We start from the raw sequence: 18,198 nt of genomic DNA, 5'->3' as shown, positions 1-18,198 counted from the left end.
GATGCAGCAGAATCGCTCGCAGCGCTGTCGGCGGGCAATTTCGCGTTTTCGTCCGCTGGTGTTTTTTCGGAAGGCGGCAGCGCGTCTTTCTTATCAACAAGAGATGCGGGTCCGGCCGCTGGATCCGATGTAGCGCTCTCACCCGGCGCTACTCCGCACCCGCAGACGTTTGCGACTAAGCAGAGTGCCATGAAAAGGCCGCCGCGACGCAGCACATCGCGGCTACTGCATCCTGCGACAAGTAACGATCGGTGCGCAATTTCAGGCGAGGATTTCACGGATCGGCTCACCTTCGGCGATGCGGATGGGCCGCCCTTGCTCCGACGTGTTCTTCTGCTCGGGATCGACCCCGAGGGCCTGGCACAAGGTGGCGAGTACATCCCCGACGGCCACCTTTCCTTCCTCGATCGCAGTGCCATCGGCGCTTGTGCGACCGCAGGCGCGGCCTCCTTGTATGCCCCCTCCCGCCATGACGCAGCTCCACGCGTTGGGGTAGTGGTCGCGGCCACCCATCTGGTTGATGATAGGCGTGCGGCCGAATTCTCCCATCCAGAGTATTGTCGTCGAGTCGAGCAGGCCGCGATCTTCAAGATCCTGCATGAGCGACGCCCAGCCGGCGTCAAGTTGCGCGGAGAGCACTTTGACCGTGGCAAAGTTGTTCTGATGTGTGTCCCAATTGTTCGTCCCGTTGCTGAAATCGCCGAGGCTCACCTCGACAAACGGAACGCGCTGCTCGATCAATCGCCGCGCGAGCAGGCAACCTTGACCGAATACGCCTCGCCCATAAGTGTCACGCACGGCGTCCGGCTCAGAAGTAAGATCAAAGGCCGCGGCGGCGGGGCTGCGCATCATGCGCATCGCCCGTTGATAGACCGTTTTATGCCCGACCACGGACGGAGCATGGTGCGACGCCAGGAAATTGGTCTCAAACTGTTGCCATAAATCGACGCGATTTGGCAATCGCGCGGCGGCGGCATCACCGGGCAATAAGTTCTCGATACGCAGGTCGGCATAGCTGGAGGCTTGGTTGGCGTCGCCGCCCGTGCGCCGCGCGTCGACGACGGCTGGCGCGTACTTGGGCCCCAGGAATCCTGGTCCGAAGGCGGCCTGGTTGAATTGTTGGTAAGGGGCGATGCTGATGTAATGCGGCAGTTCGGCGTCATCGCTGCCCAATTCCTTCGACAAAGACGATCCGATCGCCGGATAACGCACCGGCCCTCCCGGCGAGTGTCCGGTGCGCATTAGATATGTACCGCGACCGTGATCCCCCTCCTTCGTGCTGAGGCCGCGTAGGATCGCCAGCCGCTGGGCTTGGGTCGCCAAACGTGGCAGATGTTCGCTAATCCGCAGGCCCGGCACGGTGGTATCAATCTCCTTGAACTCTCCTCCGTTGGCGTGCCCTGGCTTCAGATCGAAGGTATCGAGCTGACTGGGACCACCATTCATCCACAGCAAGATGCACTGCCGACGACGCTTGTCGTCCGTTGCCAGCGCGTGCGCCAAACGCGGCAACCAGCCGCTGGCACTACAACCCAAGGCGGACCAGCCTGCAGCCTTGAGAAACTGACGTCGCGAGGGCGTTTCCGCGAGCAATTTCAGCAGATTATTTTTCATAGGGTCCTCGGGCGTAACCTAAACTCGACTCCCGGACAAAGTGTGCCGGTGCTTCTGACAGGCGTCAATGATTCAAGCCGAACTCCGCGCTATTAGCTAGGGCCCACAAGATATCTCCCAGGGCGCTACTGGTATCACCACTTGCCGAGTTGCCTTGAGCGAGGTGTTCAAGCGATCGAGTCAGTTCGTTCTCGTCCGGGCCGCGCGACAACGTCGCCAGGAAAAGGACTTCGATCCGTTCACGGTCCGTGAATACTGGCGCTTCGAGTGCCGCCAACATTCCGCTCGTCGGATTGGCCGTTACCGATGCCATCTCCGATCCGTTTAATAGTTCCAGCACTTGCGCGACGCCCGCGTCGTAGTCGAGCTTCGATTGTGCTTGCGACTGCATTTTGGCGACGAATGCCTGCCGCCGCACGTCAAAACCGCTATCCGATTGCCCGCGGGCCGCGCCCGCGTCGTCGGCAAGTGCTACGCGCATTACCGAATCGTAGAGTTGCTCTGCAGTGAGAGACCTTACCGTGGCGCGTGCGAACAATTCCGGCCGGCCCGGTGCGTTGTCCCACGTGCGGCTCGAAAGTTGATACGCGCGCGTGTTGGCCAGCGTGTGGAACAGGTTTCGCAGATCGTAGCCAGTCTCCGTAAAATACGCCGCCAATTCCTCGAAAAGCTCTGGATGGCTGGCAGGATTGCGCACCGACAGATCATCGACGGGTTCGACCAGGCCGCGCCCGAACAAATTGGCCCACACCCGATTCACCGCCGCACGCGCGAGAAAAGGATTGTCCCGCGAAACCATCCACACGCCGAGTTTCATCCGACGGGTGCCGAAGCCATCATCTATAGTCACCTCGCCACGCGGATATCGCGGCGGCACCACGACGTCCGTGGCAGGCAGCATGACTTCGCCGGCCCGCTTGTCGATCAGTCGCATTGTTTGTCCGGGCCGCATGTCTCCATCGCGCCCGAGCCTGGCAAAGAATGCAGCGTAGCCCCAAAAATCTTGCTGCGTCCATTTGTCAAAGGGGTGGTCATGACACTGGGCACACTCAATCTGAATGCCCAGGAACATGCGCGCCGTATTGGCCGCGAGTTCCTCCGGCTTGAGATCAAATGCGGTGAAAAACAGCCCCGGTCCTTGCCGTGCGGCACCCGTGGCTACCAACAGATCGGCCACCAGGTGATCGTAGCGAGCGTTTTTTGCAAACTCGGTACGCAGCCAAGTTTGTAAGCCTGCCTGGCCATCGAAGCCGTCCACTGTGCTGCCCCGTGGCACCATCATGTTGCGCCAGGTGGTAGCCAAATGGTCGGCATGCCGATGCGAATCGAGCAAGCGATCAATGACCCGCGCGCGCTTTGCGGGATCAGCGTCTGTGAGGAAGGCCCGGACTTCGGCGACCGTCGGCACGACGCCTGTCAGATCCAGGCTGACACGGCGCAGAAATTCCGCGTCGCTCGCAAGAGGAGCCGGCTCCATGTGCTGGCCAGTCCAGGCGGCGGTTAACAGTTCATCGATCCGTGCCGTCATGCGCTGGTCGGCGCGCTCTGCCCGAGGTTCCACGGAATCGGAAACCACCGTTGGCGACTCGGCGGTAGCTTGGCGCGCGTCAGTGAGGAGTAGCGCGAGCGACGCTAAAGGAACCGCAATAACCGACGATACGGATCGGCCAATGCGCGACATGTCTGACCCCTTAGATCCATGAAACGTGGGCGCACCGTCAAGCGGTGCGAACGTTGGCCCGTGGAAACGTGCATTCATTGTATCGCCTGCAAGCGTCCCCGGCGCCAGGCTTTTTGTGCGGCCTATCGGGCATATTTCGGATGCCACGGGTAAAAGTGCGTAATATGGAGGTCTACGGAATCATTTTTCGGGCCTTAAATCACCTCCATTGCCAGCACTGTGACGTCGTCATGTTCCAGTGGTCCGCCCGTATGTTCGCGTACGGCATCCATCACCGCCGTTTTGAACTCGAAGAGCGTTTTTCCATTCGAAGCCTGGGCGATCGAAACCAATCGCTCCAGGCCGAATTGCGATCCGTCGCGACCCGGAGCTTCGAGCACACCATCGGTATATAGGAGGACCCGGTCTCCGCTTGCCAAAGGTATGGCGTGCTGCTGGTAGTGCGTCTGATCGCTAACGCCAATCGGCAGGTTCACGAGGCCCGCGCCCTCCGGTACTTCGGCCGGTTGCCAGGTGCGCAGTTGCTGTCGAAAGACGAGCGCTGGAGGGTGGCCCGCGTAAGAGACATAAAGCCGCGTCTTGCGACGATAGTATTGCACCACAGCCAGCGTGCTGATGGCAGCGAAGCCGTAGTGTTCTGCCAGATCGTTCAACTCGCCTAGCACCCGGTCGCCGCGCAGCGAATTCATTCGTGCCGCGAGGGCGTCGTACAGCCATTGTCCCACGCGGCTCACGGCTTCGCCATGACCCGTTACGTCGGCCAGTGCGACGCGCGTCAAGGAGTCCGCGCCGCAGACGCTAAAGTAATAGACGTCGCCCCCGCGCCCGCCGTCGCAGGCGCTACTGTGCAAGCTAGCGCGGACGCCGCTGGTGACACATTCGAGATCGGCATTATGAATGCCACCCCACACCTCGGCACAGCGGATACGATGCACCGCGCGAGCAGGCGTGCCGTCGACCGTGGTCGCGGGGGGCGCATCGGGGACACTCCACCGGCTGAGCTGACGCCGCGGAAAATAGACAATCCTACGCAGGGCACTCAGACCAACGCGAAATGCTTTTCGCAGCGCGTATCTCCACGAGTCGGCCACAGGCATCTGCTCCGGGTGTCGATCTGATGCGAGGCGCGCCGGGCGACGCCCGACATCTTCAGCCCGCACTATCGAGAGGACGGCGCCTACTTTTTCGCGGGCAGTTGATATCCGGCACGGTTCACATGCACGCGATACAGGCTCTTGCCAGCCGTAATGTACAGCGTCTTGTTCTCGCGTCCGCGACCGAACCCGACGTTCGTCGGCACCTCGGTCTTGAGATAGGCCAATTCCTTTCCTTCCGGAGAATAGACGTAGATACCCGGTCGGTTCTCGGCACGCACGGCAACCCACAGGTTGCCGTCGGCGTCACAGATCATGCCATCGGGGCCATCGTAAGGAGAGTAGTCGACGAGGACCTTGCGAAATTTTGCGGTTCCATCGGCCGCCAGGTCGTATGCCTGCAGAACCATGAGTCCCTTGCGGAGAGGGACTGCGACTTTGTCGGCTTGACCGGTCGAACTTCCCAATCGATCAATGCTGGTGGCGCCGTTTTCATTACTAATTACGTACAGAGTCTTTTGATCGGGAGAAACGGCAACCCCATTTGCTTTGCCAGCATCAGTGACAATGCGGTGTACTTTGCCGTCGGGATCGATGCGATACACGCCCACCAGAGGCTGGTCGATCGGCTCGTGCCCCATGTAGCGAGGATCGCTGAAGTAGATCCGTCCCTTTTCGTCGATAGTTACATCATTCGGCGAGTTGAAGGGACGCCCTTCGAACAACCCGGCAATGATGTAGCTTTTGCCCGTCTTCATGTCGGTACGCGTAACACGGCGCCCACCGTAGTCGGCGCCCTCGGCCACAATCATGTTACCTGCGGCATCGAATTTAATGCCATTCGACATGCCGCTAGGCGAGCGGAAGACGACGGTTTTTCCAGTTGTTGGATCGTAACGATAAATGTGCCCGGCTTCGATCACGCCCTGCGCATCGCGCGACACGTGCGAGAACGTGATGTCGCTGAAATAGACCATGCCGTCGGGAGCCACGGCCACCCCCTCGGTCAACACGCTTCCCTCGTAGAGCTTTTCGAGCTTGGCGTTAGCGGGGATGATTGGCTCGTCGGCGCGGACCTGTCGAGAAGTCAACGTCAGGCAGGAAAGGGTTACCAGAAAGAAGATCATCAAGGGCCTGGGCGAGCGTAGCATTCGTAGCATGTCTTCTCCCGCGTTGTAGTCGTTGTTGGGGCTGGCGATGGATCGTAGAGGTAGTCGATCTCTCAGAGTGGTGTTCACGGAGCAACCCTTTGCAGCCGGGCGACTCGCACAGTTATCAAGCGACTTTTTCCAGAGGTTGGTCATGTCGCTGTACGATAGATGCTTAGTTGCGCGTCGCAACAGGGCGGCCCGGAAGCATTTTCCCTTGTATTGACGGCCCATTCGCCACGGTTTATCAATTAGATTACCATTGGTCTAAGTGGCCGCCTGAGGTGAGTCAAGGGACGACCCTCGCGGCTGCCGGCGCTGCCCTGACTACACCCACCTTGTTGGCAGCGAGGAGAATCCCCCTATGCGACGACCCGTGGCCCTGCCGAGCCTGATAGTCGCATTCGTTTTGTTCCCAGCGGTTGTTTGGGCCGCGGACGCTGGCAGCGAGTATTTCGAGGCCAAGATTCGCCCCGTGCTTGTCGAGCATTGTTATGAATGCCACTCGGCGCAGGCCAAGAAGCTGGGTGGCAATCTACTGCTCGACAGCCGTGACGCCGTGCGTAAAGGGGGGGAATCGGGCGAGGTGATCGTGCCGGGCAAACCGGACGAGAGTCTGTTGGTGGCAGCGGTGCGCTACAGCGCGGATTCCGTCCACATGCCTCCCAACGGAAAGCTGTCGGCGGAGGTAATCGCTGATTTCGAAGAGTGGGTTAAGCTCGGCGCGCCCGACCCGCGCGATACCGCACCGCCGCCTGCTACGTCTGCCGAGCCGTGGGAGCAGACTTTGCAGGTACGCCGCGCCTGGTGGAGCATGCAGCCCGTACGCCGACCGGAATTACCTCCGTTGGCCGACGCGTCATGGTCGACACATCCTGTAGATCGATTCCTCCAGGCCGCGCTGGCATCGCAAGGGCTGACTCCGGCGAATGCCGCCGACCCTCGCACATTGTTGCGCCGACTTTCGTTGGTGATTACCGGCTTGCCGCCGACTCTTGAACAGACAACAACGTTCCTCACCGATTGGGATATTACGCGCGAGCAAAGCGCATCAGGCGACGCGCAAGCTGCCATTGAGCGGCTTGTTGACAGGCTGCTTGCATCGCCTCATTTTGGCGAGCGTTTTGCGCGGCATTGGCTGGACATTGTGAGATTCTCAGAGACGCATGGCAACGAGTGGAATTACGAAGTACATCATGCCTGGCGTTATCGGGACTATTTAATCCGCGCCTTCAACAATGATCTCCCCTACGATCAGTTTGTGCGCGAGCACATTGCCGGAGATTTGCTGCCGCAACCGCGCTACAACCCTCAAGAGCAGTTCAACGAATCGGTGATCGGCACCGCGTTTTATCGCTTCGGCGAGGCGAATCACGACGATTGCATCGCTCTGCGGCAAATCGGCTACGACCTGGCCGATAATCAGATCGACACGCTCAGCAAGGCCTTTCAGGCCACCACGATTGCCTGCGCAAGGTGCCATAATCACAAGCTCGATGCTGTCTCGACCGAGGATTACTATGCACTGCTGGGCGTCGTGCGCGGCAGTCGGCAGGTCAGTCATACGATCGATGCCCCGGAAGTAAATGCCGAACGGATCCAGCGACTGCGCGAAACCAAAGGGCGTCTGCGCAAGGAACTTGCAGAACTATGGCAGCATGATGCGACGGAATTCGCCCGTTACCTGTTGGCGGCGCAGGCCAAGCGCACCAAGAGTTCCGCGGTTGAATCGCTGATCACGGGGCTCGATCCACAACGATTAGAAAAGTGGGTCGCGGCACTGTCAGTTGAAAAAGCCCCGCGCGAAGATCCCCTCGAGCCTTGGCGCGCTGCTGCGGCCGCGGACGAGTCGGAATTCGTGGCCAAGTGGCGCGAACTGGCGACCGCACTGGCGCGCGATGACAACGAACGCACCGTTGCCAATGAGCAGCAATTCCAGACTTATGCCGATTTTCGCCACGGCGACCATGCCGGCTGGCAGGTCGGGGGTCAAGGCCTGCGCGAGCCACCGGGCCGGAGTGGCGATTTCGTTGTCAGTGTTGATGGTGACGCCGTGGTCCGCGCCGTTCTGCCGGCAGGCTGCTTTACGCATGCCGTTTCGGACAAGCTCAACGGCACGCTCCGTTCGCCGGTGCTCGCGACAGGAAAACAATACATCAGCTTTCAGGTCATGGGCCAGCGCAGCAGCGCGCTACGGCTCGTGTCGAACAACTGCCAACTTAACTACAAGAATTATAAAGCACTAACGAGCGGCGACCTGACCTGGATCACCTTCGAGCCGCCGGATGATCGCGAAAGCTTGCGCACATACGCCGAGCTGATGACGATGTTCGACAATCCGAAGTTTCCCGACCAACTTAGCGCTCTCGGCGGCGACAAAGAGAACTACAAGCTGCCGTGGGAAAAGGCAGCTGAGAATCCTCGTTCGTATTTCGGAATCACGCGCGCCGTTGTGCACGACGGCGAAAATCCGCCCCAGCCTGAGCTTGCACACCTGCGATCTCTGTTCGCCGGAGCCGAGCCAACGACCCTGACCGAACTGGCGAACCGCTATGCGACAATCGTCGCGGCGGCGGTGCAGGCTTGGGGAGCGAATCAGGCGACCGACGACGATGTACGCTGGCTCGACACGCTCGCGCGCGGTGGGCTACTCTCGAATTCCAGCGCGCGCTACCCTCAATTGGCATCGCTTGTCTCGCAATACCAAAAGATCGAAGCCGAGCTGTCGTTGCCGCGCGTCGTGCCTGGGGTGGCCGACTTTGGGCCAGGATTAGACCAGGCTGTACTCCTCCGCGGCGATTGCTGGCGGCCGGGGCAGACTGTACCTCGCCGCTATCTCGAGGCGCTCTCGACGTCCGTCGCCCCCTTTGCGGATCCTGGTAGCGGTCGCCTGGAAATAGCTAATCGCATCGCCAGTTCTGATAATCCTTTCACCGCACGTGTCATGGTCAATCGTATTTGGCATCACGTGTTCGGCACGGGCTTGGTCCGTACGGTTGACGATTTTGGACATGTCGGCGACCTTCCTTCACATCCCGAATTGCTCGACTATCTGGCGGCCACCTTTGTCGAAGAGGGGTGGTCGGTCAAGCAGTTGATACGCTCGTTGGTGCTAACGCGGGCGTTTCGCGCCGCTAATCGTCCAGGCGCCGGCGAGACGGAAATCGACCCACAGAACCGGATGTTGGCGCACTATCCCGCGCGTCGGATGGAAGCCGAGACGATTCGTGATTCCATCTTGGCGACCTCGGGTCGGCTGGATGGCACGCTGTACGGCATGAGCATCCAGCCGTATCGCGACAAGGAGAATGCGGACCGGCGACTGTTCCCCGGCCCGCTCGACGGTGCCGGACGGCGGAGCATTTATATCAAGAACAACTTGATGGAAGCGCCCAAGTTCCTCAGCGCCTTCGACCTGCCCGGCGGCAAAGTGTCGCGCGGCCGCCGTGACATGACCAATGTGCCGGCCCAGGCTTTGGCACTTTTGAACGATCCGTTTGTGCTCGGTCAGGCAGACGAATGGGCAGGTCGACTAGTATCGCGAGATGACTTGTCGGTAGCCGCGCGGATCGATGCCGTATTCCGGCAAGCTCTTTGTCGGGCTCCGACCGACGAAGAACAGCTTCGGTTCGCCGAGACGGTTACGACGTTTGCCGCACTTCACGAGGTGCCGACGACGGACATATTACGTAGCCGAGACGTGTGGCGGGATGTGGCGCACACGGTCTTCAATCTCAAGGAGTTCATTTTTATTCCTTGATGGAGTTGGAACGTTCCTTGTCGAACGGGACAAATCCTAGGGAAGAAGAAAAGCCACGCCCGCGATTTCGTTCAACGTTTCCGTCTACGATTGCAGAGACCGAGTAATGACGGCGCCAAAGTCTTCCCGAACCAGTTGCCTCGGCAGACATCCCGGCGGCCTGTCGCGTCGCCAGCTGCTCGCTTCGTCGGCGACGGGCTTTGGGATGCTTGCGCTGGCAGGATTGATCGATCAAGACGCTGGCGCGACGCCAGTACCGGCCGGCGCGTCGCCACGGGCGCATTTCTCGCCAAGAGCCAAGAGTGTCATTTTTTGCTTCATGGACGGCGGCGTATCGCATGTAGACTCGTTCGATCCGAAGCCCAAGCTTGCAGAGCTCGACAGTCAGCCGTTCACGACATCGACCAATCCCACAGCCAACGGCAACCGCCAATGGCTGAAGAGTCCTTGGACCTTTCGCCAGCACGGCGAATCGGGCATGCCGGTCAGCGAATTGTTTCCACATATTGCGGCCTGCGTAGATGACCTGGCCGTCGTCCGCTCGATGAAAGCCGATTTGCCGCTGCATTCCACCGGCGTGCTGCGGCTGCACACCGGCGTCAACAACGCCGGCCGCCCGAGCCTGGGGTCGTGGGTCACCTATGGCCTGGGAAGCGAAAACGAGAACCTGCCAGGCTTCGTCGTGCTGAGCTTTGGTGTGGTTCCTTGCGGAGGACTGGAGAATTTTTCTGGCGGCTTTCTGCCAGCCAATTACCAGGCCACGTTGTTTGCCGCCGACGGAACGCCGATCGATAACATCCAGCCTGCCGATAAGGACCAACGACTCCAGCAAGCTAAGTTGGCTCTGCTGGCCGGCGAAGACAGGGCCTTTTCTCGCGCCCTCGGAGGTGACGACGCGGTCGAAAGTGCCGTCAAGAATTATGAGATGGCCGCCCGCATGCAACTACTTGTGCCCGACGTGCTCGACCTGGGTCGCGAGACGGCTGCCACGCACAAGATGTACGGCATCGATTCCGATGTACCGACCAAGCGGCTTTACGGCATTCAATGCTTGCGTGCCCGCAGGCTGGTCGAGGCGGGCGTCCGTTTTGTCGAGATCACCTGCCCTCCGGGTGCATCAAACGGAACTTGGGACCAACATGGCGATTTGAAAAAAGGACACGAAAAGAACGCGCTAGATACCGATCAGGCCGTAGCTGGATTGATTCGCGATCTCAAAGCGCGTGGGCTGTTTGACGAAACGCTCGTCGTGTGGGCCGGCGAGTTTGGTCGCACTCCCCATTCTGCGGGCCGCGACGGACGAGACCACCATCCCGAAGGATTCTCTGTCTGGATGGCCGGTGGTGGCATCCGCGGCGGCACGATTTATGGAGCGACCGACGAGCTTGGCATGCAAGCCGTCGACGGTGTCTGCACGATCCATGATCTGCACGCCACGATTCTGCATCTGCTTGGCATGGACCACGAACGGTTGACCTATCGCTTTGGCGGCCGCGACTTTCGACTGACCGACGTGCATGGCCGCGTAGTGCGCGAGATCATCGCGTAGCTACGCGCTGCCGAGATGCGGAAAGCCGTGCGACGATCTAATCTTTTACAGGCTCGCTTGCCGCGGGGTTGTACCACGGGCCGTGGCCATCAATCAGTGCCTTGTCGGCATCGGGCGGTCCCCACGTGTTCGGCTCGTAAATGTGCAGCGGCGTGGCATTGCCTAGCACAGGGTCGACAACGCGCCAGGCTGCCTCGACGGCATCCTGCCGCGTGAACAGTGTTTGGTCGCCATCAATGGCGTCTCCCAGCAGTCGTTCGTACGGTTCGCGATCTTCGGGACTCTGGTGCTGCGCGTGCAATTCGACTTCCTCTCCGATCATTTGCTCGCCGGGCACCTTGGCGCGCGTTGAGAGGGCCAGCACCACCTCGGGGTTGAGCCGGAAGCGGAGATAGTTCGACCAGGAGGGGGTCGTCTCGCCCAGAATCGTCTGCGGATACTTTTTCAGGATGACCCTCACTTCGGTCGAGGTGACGGGCAAACACTTGCCGACCCGCACGTAGAACGGCACGCCGGCCCAGCGCCAGTTGTTTACCGAGAAGCGGCAAGCGGCGAAGGTCTCGACGGTCGAATCCGGAGCCACTCCCTTCTCTTGCAGATAACCGCGAAATTGGCCGCGTACAACCGACTCGGGGCAGAGCGGCTCCATCATCCGCAGCACCTTATACTTTTCATCGCGCATCGACTCGGCATCGCGTCCCGCTGGCGGTTCCATGGCGATCTCTGCCACCAGTTGCAGCATGTGGTTTTGCACCACATCGCGAATGGCGCCGGCCTCTTCGTAGAATCTGCCGCGCCCCTCAACGCCAAAGCTCTCGGCCATCGTGATCTGCACGCAGTCTAAATAGTGCCGGTTCCAGATCGGCTCCAGGATAGGATTGGCGAAACGGAAGTAAACCAGGTTCATGACCGGTTCTTTGCCCAGGTAATGGTCGATTCGGTAGACCGCCGACTCGGGAAAGAACTTGTGCAGAATGCGGTTCAGTTCTTGGGCCGATGCTAGATCCTGGCCGAATGGCTTTTCGACTACAACACGAGAGTGCATCGTGCAGCTGGCCGAGGCCAGTCCTTCGGCAACACGCTCGAACAAGCTGGGCGGGATGGCCAGGTAGTGCAACGGCCGCTGTGCGCTGGCCAGTTGCTTCTTCAGCTCCACGTATGTAGCCGGATCATTATAGTCACCGTCCACGTACCGGAGTCGTTCCGAGAGCTTGGCGAAGGCCGCTTCATCGACGCCTCCATGCTCGGCCAGGCTGGCTCGCGCCCGTGCTCGCAACTGGTCCAGGTTCCAGCCCGCCTTGGCGACGCCGATGACCGGCATGTCGAGATTGCCATGTTTGATCATCGCCTGAAGCGATGGAAAGATTTTCTTGTAGGCGAGATCTCCCGTCGCGCCGAAGAAGACTAGCGCATCGGACTTTTCATTGGGCATCGTACCCTCCCGCGAAAAACACGTTCCGTATTATCACTCGTTGTGTTCGTGCTGCCTCGAGTCAGCTTGTCTGAATAACCAACAGTTGAAAGCACGAAAAGAATTCAGTTGGCTCTTGAGATTTCTGCAAGTGCATTGTCCGGGTCACTTTCGAGGCCGATTTCTGTCGATGGGTCGTTATCATCCTTGTGCAGGCGTGCGGGGCAGAATTCGTTTCGACCTCTCGCATTTGCCGCTCAAGTCGCGCCGCGGGCCTCGCGGTAACGGTGAATCAGCGCCGTGGTCGAGCTATCGTGCTTCAACTCCGGTTCTTTCGGTGATTTCAGCTCCGGGATAATCCGGTTGGCCAGCACCTTGCCCAACTCGACTCCCCATTGATCGAACGAGTCGATGTCCCAGATTACGCCCTGCGTAAAAACGCTGTGCTCGTATAGAGCCACCAGTTTGCCAAGCACCTCGGGCGTCAGTCGATCGGCCAGGATCGTATTCGTCGGCCTATTTCCCTCAAACACCCTGTGCGGCACGAGCCAGTCCGGCGTCCCCTCGGCCTTGACCTCGGCGGGCGTTTTGCCGAAGGCCAGGGCCTCGGTTTGCGCAAACAGATTGGCGGTGAGAATATCGTGATGATCCCCAAGCGCATTAAGCGTGTGCAAAAAGCCAAGAAAGTCGCAGGGAATGAGCCGCGTTCCCTGATGGATCAATTGATAAAACGAATGCTGGCCGTTGGTGCCAGGCTCGCCCCAATAGATGGGGCCGGTTTTGTGCGCAACTGGCGCGCCGGCGAGCGTGACGTGCTTGCCATTGCTCTCCATCGTCAGCTGCTGCAAGTACGCTGGAAAGCGTTTCAAATACTGATCGTACGGCAGCACTGCAACGGTTTCTGCTCCGAAGAAATCGTTGTACCAGATCGACAACAACCCCATGATCACCGGCAGATTGCCCTCCCAGGGCGCCGTGCGAAAATGCTCGTCCATGGCGTGGAAGCCGGCCAACATCGCGCGAAAGTTATCGGGCCCTACGGCTAGCATCGTCGATAATCCGATAGCCGAGTCCATCGAATAGCGGCCGCCGACCCAATCCCAGAAGCCGAACATATTGTCGGTGTCGATGCCGAACTTCTTCACCTCTTTATCGTTGGTCGAAACGGCCACGAAGTGCTTCGCCACCGCCGACTCGTCCTTCAAGGTACGCAGAGACCAGTCGCGGGCCGTGTGGGCGTTGGTCATCGTCTCAAGCGTGGTGAAAGTCTTCGAAGAGACGATTAATAGCGTCTCGGCGGCATCGAGGCCCTGCACCGCCTCGGCGAAGTCGGTGCCGTCCACGTTCGATACGAAACGAAACGTCAGGCTGCGGTCGCTGTAATGCCGCAGCGCCTCGTAGGCCATGACTGGTCCCAAGTCCGAGCCGCCGATGCCAATGTTGATCACATTGCGGATCGGCCGCCCGGTATGCCCCAGCCAGCGACCGCTGCGCACAAGGTCGGCGAACTCGGTCATCTTGTCGAGCACCGCGTGAACCTCGGGCACCACGTCCTGGCCATCGAAGAGGATCTTTTCACCGCGCGGGGCACGTAGCGCGACGTGCAACACTGCACGATTTTCGGTAATGTTAATCCGCTCGCCACGGAACATGGCATCGCGTCGCTCGGCCAGGCGCGACTCGTCGGCCAGTTGCCGCAACAGGCGCATGGTCTCGTCCGTGATGCGATTCTTCGAGTAGTCCAGATGCAGGCCAACAGCGTCGATCGAGAATCGCTCGGCGCGGCCCGGGTCATCGGCAAAGAATTGCCGCAGGTGCGTGTTCCTTATTTTTTCGTAATGGGCTTGCAGGGCTGACCATGTTTTCGATGGGGCGGAAGTCGGCTTGCCTGTGCTCATTGTTGTCGCGTCCATGGTCGAGGGTGCGGCGGCCGACACTTGGGCGGCCATAGGTGTCGCCGCCAGCGTACCGCTTTGTTCCCACAGGCGGAAGCCGCCACGGAACGCGTTGACATTGTCGCCGGCGCGGCAGTTTTTGGGGAGCGTCTCAAGTTTCTTGACGTTACCTCCGCCGAGTACGACGTAGTCTGGTTCCAGCGCGGCCGACAAGGTAACGACCACGTCATTGACTAAGGCACGCCATTTCTTCTTGCCGAATCGCTCTAGGCCACGCAGACCCACATAGTCTTCATAGGTGCGTTTGCGATACCTGAGATGCGCAAGCTCCAGTGGCTCGAGGACGCCGTCGATCACCATCGCCGAACCTAGTCCGGTGCCCAGACCCAGGAACAGCATCTTGCCCCCTTCGTAACTACCGAGCGCCTGCATGGCCGCGTCGTTGATGAGCTGGACCGGTCGGTCGAAGGCGGCAGCGAAATCGAAGCCAACCCAGCCCGGGGCGAGATTATACGGCTCGGAGATCGGCTTGCCCCGCAGCACGGGGCCGGGAAAGCCGATAGCGATATGGTCGTATTGCCAATCGGCGGCCAACTGCTGAACCAGTGGCACCATTTGTGCCGCCGAAAGCGTGGGGCCCGAAACGAACTTGCGCGGAGTGTCTGCCCCCGAGGCAAGTATCTTGACATGCGTTCCTCCCACATCGATGGCCAGCACCTGCATCGCTTTCTCCTTCGCACTCAGAATCAAACTTTAGTCGACCGACAACTCATGCGTCACCGACGGGTGTTTTGCCCATGCTCGGCCCAGATTTTACCCACCGACACAATACACTCTTGCCGCGCCGCGAGACATGGTAATCCGGGCTGTGGACACTTTGGGACTTTCGATCGTCGCCGTCCGTTTTTTTCCTTGGTCCGAGGAAGTTTGGTCGACGCAGCTAGAATGTCGGGCCGGTGAAACGCTAGACTGTTGGACCGTCAGACGCTAGACCCGGTAGTTTGCCCAGCTAATGTCTTGCCGCCCAAACGGGGTCGGCACGACGACTTTGCCACGTGTGATGACGCTGATCGAGGACGCGTGCATGAATCGGGAAATCCGCATCGCCAAGGACGCCGACGAATTGGCCGCGCTTGCGGCGGATTTAATCCAGAGGGCTGCAACTACCGCGGTGGCCCAACGCGGCCGGTTTACTTTGGTGCTAGCCGGCGGCCATACGCCGGAGAAGGCGTATTCACTGCTCGTCACGGCGCCTGCCTCGGTACAGATCCCGTGGAGTAAGACTTATTTCTTTTTTGGCGACGAACGCTTCGTGCCGCACGACGACTCGCGCAGTAATTTCGCGATGGCGCGTCGCGCACTACTTGCACAGGCACCAATCGCTGCGGATCATGCCTTGTCGATTCCGACCAATCTGGCCACGCCCGCCGACAGCGCCGCGGCATATGCCAACGATTTAGCGCGATTCTTCGGTGTGCCGCTGTCCGCGGCTCCGCCAGCGTTCGATCTGGTATTGTTGGGCCTGGGAGACGACGGACATACCGCATCGCTGTTTCCCCGCGCCGCGGCGCTCGCCGAACAACGGGCCTGGGTCATCAGCAGCCCACCCGGCGTTTTGCCCCCTCCGGTCGATCGTGTGACGCTGACGTTTCCTGTATTGAACGCGGCGCGGCATGTTGTCTTCTTGGTTGCAGGAACCAACAAAGCCGAGCCCGTGCGCGACGTGCTCGGCGGACAGGCCACGATCGCGGATCGTCCGGCCGCGGGCGTGCAGCCGCAAAATGGTACGATAACGTGGCTTTTGGACGAGGCGGCAGCGGAACTCTTGCCGCGTCCGTAACTCTGCTCGGACGAGAGCTATGACATTGCAAACGTTGAATGATGATCGATGAATGAAGTGGTACGAAGCGCCGTAAGGCTTGCCGTCTTCGCTGTCACTGGTTCATCATTTCGCATTCACCAATTTCTTTTCAAGGGAGTTTCGGCATGCAACTCGGAATGATCGGCCTGGGACGGATGGGGGCCAACATGGTTCGCCGGTTGATTAAGGCGGGCCACCAGTGCGTCGTTTACGACCGCAATCTCGACGCGGTGCAGGAACTGGCCAAGGACGGTGCCACGGCTGCGACGTCGATCGAAGATTTTGTGGCCAAGCTCGCACCGCCGCGCGCGGTGTGGCTAATGGTGCCGGCTGCCGTGGTAGAAAGCTCGGTATCTGACCTCGCCGCGCGCCTGGCTAAGGACGATATCCTCATCGATGGTGGCAATTCCTACTACATCGACGATATTCGGCGAGCCCAGCTGCTCGCCCCCAAGGGGATTCACTATGTCGACGTCGGCACCTCAGGGGGCGTGTGGGGACTGGACCGTGGGTATTGCATGATGATCGGCGGCCCCGATGCGGCCGTGGCCCGGCTCGACCCGATTCTGAAGACGCTGGCTCCCGGTGTGGGAACGATCGATCGCACGCCCGGCCGCGAGAAACTCGGCGGCACCGCCGAATTGGGCTATCTGCATTGTGGTCCCTCGGGAGCCGGCCATTTCGTCAAGATGGTCCATAACGGCATCGAGTACGGCATCATGGCCGCCTACGCCGAAGGGCTGAACATCCTCAAACACGCCGACGTTGGCACGCGCACACAATCGATCGATGCCGAGACCACGCCGCTACGCAACCCAGAGCACTATCAGTACAAGCTGAATCTGCCCGATGTGGCCGAAGTCTGGCGACGGGGCAGCGTGATTGCCTCGTGGCTGTTGGATCTCACGGCGGCCGCTTTGGCCAAAGATTCTCAGTTGGCGCAATTCACTGGCCGCGTTTCGGATTCGGGCGAGGGGCGCTGGACCATCCTGGCCGCCATCGAGGAAGGCGCGCCGTCACCGGTTTTGAGCACTGCGCTCTATCAACGTTTTACCTCACGCGGCGAAGAAGAATTCGCCGACAAGCTGCTCTCGGCAATGCGCTTTCAATTCGGGGGACATATCGAGAAGAAATAATGAACGATACATGCGGAGTGACGAACAGGCGGAATCGCGCCACGGAACGGCCCTTCAGCCAGTTCATCATTTCCCGTTCATTGTGTCTGCCTTGAATCGAAATGCATCGCCCCCGAGCACGTCGGCACTGGTAATTGTTGGGCACCAGTAACGTTCGATGTGTTCCACGACCAGGTCCGTGCCGCGGAAATGATTGACAAAGGGTCTCATCCGCGAGTTGTACATCGTGTCGGTCAAGTCACGCACCAAGATCACGTTTTTGCCGAGCGCGACCATCTGACGGATGGCGAAGGACCGCCCCAGCACGCACATGTTGAGATGCACTCCGGCGATGAGAATGTTGTCGATGTCACGCTCGGCAAGCAGGTTGTAGACTTCCTGCCCGTCGTCGCTGATGGCATCGGGCTCGGCGATGTCGATCAAGCTGATTTCGCGCGTCCAGGGGCCGCTAATCTCGCATTGCTGCGTGCAATCGCAGCCCATGTCTGAATCGTCGATCGGCAGCTCACTCTCGCGGCGTGGGTCCGGCCAGCACCATTTGGTTCCCCAACGTGTCGCCTGCGAGAGGGGCACGGATGCCTTGGCCACAGGTGCGGCCTGGGCACGTTTGCGTTGCGGCGTGTCTTTGTAGAAGTCAACGCAGGTACTGGGGGCGTGGATCACGAGTACCCCGCGCTGCCGAAGTTCCTGGGCCAGCTTGTTCACGGTCGGCGCCAACTCGACGACGCGCTCGGCGGCGCCCCGGCACCAGTGGTTGTCCCACATATCGCAAATGATGAGGGCCGTCTTCGCCGGATCCCACTCGACCAGCTTTTCGCTAACCGTCGGCTTCGCGGCCTCGATCCCCTCCTTGCCCGATTCCTCCTTGGCCACAGCGTCCCTAGTTCCAGTGGCGTTCTTAACCAATGTGCGGCTGCGGGCGTGTAGTTTGAGTGGTGCAGGCTCCGCGGCCCACGAATGCTGGCCGGCAACGACGTACGACAAAGCCGTGACAAATCCACAGGCAATCCACAACTTCTTGGCCACGATTCATTCCTTTTGAGACGGCT

General features: G+C 60.0%; 11 protein-coding genes. 4 read left to right on the top strand and 7 right to left on the bottom strand.

The window, feature by feature from the left end; genetic code table 11:
* Positions 1-261: 261 nt before the first annotated feature.
* From VGG64_27435 to VGG64_27420, 4 genes are all read right to left on the bottom strand, one after another.
* Positions 262-1,614 (bottom strand): DUF1501 domain-containing protein, encoded by a 1,353-nt coding sequence (locus VGG64_27435; protein HEY1603367.1) that lies wholly within the window; start codon positions 1,612-1,614, stop codon positions 262-264.
* Positions 1,615-1,678: 64 nt separating this feature from the next.
* Positions 1,679-3,295, bottom strand: a complete 1,617-nt coding sequence (locus VGG64_27430) for a DUF1549 and DUF1553 domain-containing protein (GenBank protein HEY1603366.1) — start codon at positions 3,293-3,295, stop codon at positions 1,679-1,681.
* Positions 3,296-3,489: 194 nt separating this feature from the next.
* Positions 3,490-4,386, bottom strand: coding sequence for a PP2C family protein-serine/threonine phosphatase (locus VGG64_27425; GenBank protein HEY1603365.1), 897 nt, complete (start codon positions 4,384-4,386; stop codon positions 3,490-3,492).
* A gap of 86 nt (positions 4,387-4,472) precedes the next feature.
* The gene (locus VGG64_27420) at positions 4,473-5,627 is read right to left on the bottom strand and encodes an SMP-30/gluconolactonase/LRE family protein (protein ID HEY1603364.1); all 1,155 of its coding nucleotides are present in this window, start codon (positions 5,625-5,627) and stop codon (positions 4,473-4,475) included.
* A gap of 274 nt (positions 5,628-5,901) precedes the next feature.
* Here VGG64_27420 and VGG64_27415 point away from each other — a divergent pair, with 274 nt between their 5' ends.
* The gene (locus tag VGG64_27415) at positions 5,902-9,297 is read left to right on the top strand and encodes a PSD1 and planctomycete cytochrome C domain-containing protein (GenBank protein ID HEY1603363.1); all 3,396 of its coding nucleotides are present in this window, start codon (positions 5,902-5,904) and stop codon (positions 9,295-9,297) included.
* A 205-nt stretch (positions 9,298-9,502) separates the two neighbouring features.
* A complete protein-coding gene (locus tag VGG64_27410; protein HEY1603362.1) occupies positions 9,503-10,846 on the top strand; it encodes a DUF1501 domain-containing protein in 1,344 nt (447 codons plus the stop codon).
* A 37-nt stretch (positions 10,847-10,883) separates the two neighbouring features.
* On the opposite strand, the gene zwf is transcribed toward VGG64_27410, so the two are convergent.
* Together zwf and pgi are read right to left on the bottom strand one after the other, a co-directional pair.
* Complete coding sequence (gene zwf / locus VGG64_27405; protein ID HEY1603361.1) at positions 10,884-12,278, bottom strand: glucose-6-phosphate dehydrogenase; 1,395 nt, start codon at positions 12,276-12,278, stop codon at positions 10,884-10,886.
* 236 nt (positions 12,279-12,514) lie between these two features.
* Positions 12,515-14,875, bottom strand: coding sequence for a glucose-6-phosphate isomerase (pgi, locus tag VGG64_27400; protein HEY1603360.1), 2,361 nt, complete (start codon positions 14,873-14,875; stop codon positions 12,515-12,517).
* Positions 14,876-15,236: 361 nt separating this feature from the next.
* Here pgi and pgl point away from each other — a divergent pair, with 361 nt between their 5' ends.
* Entirely contained in the window at positions 15,237-15,992 is a 756-nt protein-coding gene (pgl, locus tag VGG64_27395) for a 6-phosphogluconolactonase (GenBank protein ID HEY1603359.1), read from the top strand.
* Positions 15,993-16,138: 146 nt separating this feature from the next.
* Entirely contained in the window at positions 16,139-17,149 is a 1,011-nt protein-coding gene (gnd, locus tag VGG64_27390; protein HEY1603358.1) for a decarboxylating 6-phosphogluconate dehydrogenase, read from the top strand.
* Positions 17,150-17,215: 66 nt separating this feature from the next.
* On the opposite strand, the gene VGG64_27385 is transcribed toward gnd, so the two are convergent.
* Entirely contained in the window at positions 17,216-18,175 is a 960-nt protein-coding gene (locus VGG64_27385; protein HEY1603357.1) for a cysteine hydrolase family protein, read from the bottom strand.
* Between the last annotated feature and the right edge of the window lie 23 nt (positions 18,176-18,198).

It is taken from the genome of Pirellulales bacterium (genome assembly GCA_036490175.1).
Lineage (GTDB): Bacteria > Planctomycetota > Planctomycetia > Pirellulales > JACPPG01 > JACPPG01.
Note: the sequence above shows the minus strand (reverse complement) of the source record. Positions and strands in the feature narration are given on the sequence as shown.

What these genes read in the sequence shown, in the direction of transcription:
- VGG64_27435 (HEY1603367.1), bottom strand. Translation starts at nt 1,614, where the DNA reads ATGAAAAATAATCTGCTGAAATTGCTCGCGGAAACGCCCTCGCGACGT.
- VGG64_27430 (HEY1603366.1), bottom strand. Translation starts at nt 3,295, where the DNA reads ATGTCGCGCATTGGCCGATCCGTATCGTCGGTTATTGCGGTTCCTTTA.
- VGG64_27415 (HEY1603363.1), top strand. Translation starts at nt 5,902, where the DNA reads ATGCGACGACCCGTGGCCCTGCCGAGCCTGATAGTCGCATTCGTTTTG.
- VGG64_27410 (HEY1603362.1), top strand. Translation starts at nt 9,503, where the DNA reads ATGCTTGCGCTGGCAGGATTGATCGATCAAGACGCTGGCGCGACGCCA.
- zwf (HEY1603361.1), bottom strand. Translation starts at nt 12,278, where the DNA reads ATGCCCAATGAAAAGTCCGATGCGCTAGTCTTCTTCGGCGCGACGGGA.
- pgi (HEY1603360.1), bottom strand. Translation starts at nt 14,875, where the DNA reads ATGCAGGTGCTGGCCATCGATGTGGGAGGAACGCATGTCAAGATACTT.
- pgl (HEY1603359.1), top strand. Translation starts at nt 15,237, where the DNA reads ATGAATCGGGAAATCCGCATCGCCAAGGACGCCGACGAATTGGCCGCG.
- gnd (HEY1603358.1), top strand. Translation starts at nt 16,139, where the DNA reads ATGCAACTCGGAATGATCGGCCTGGGACGGATGGGGGCCAACATGGTT.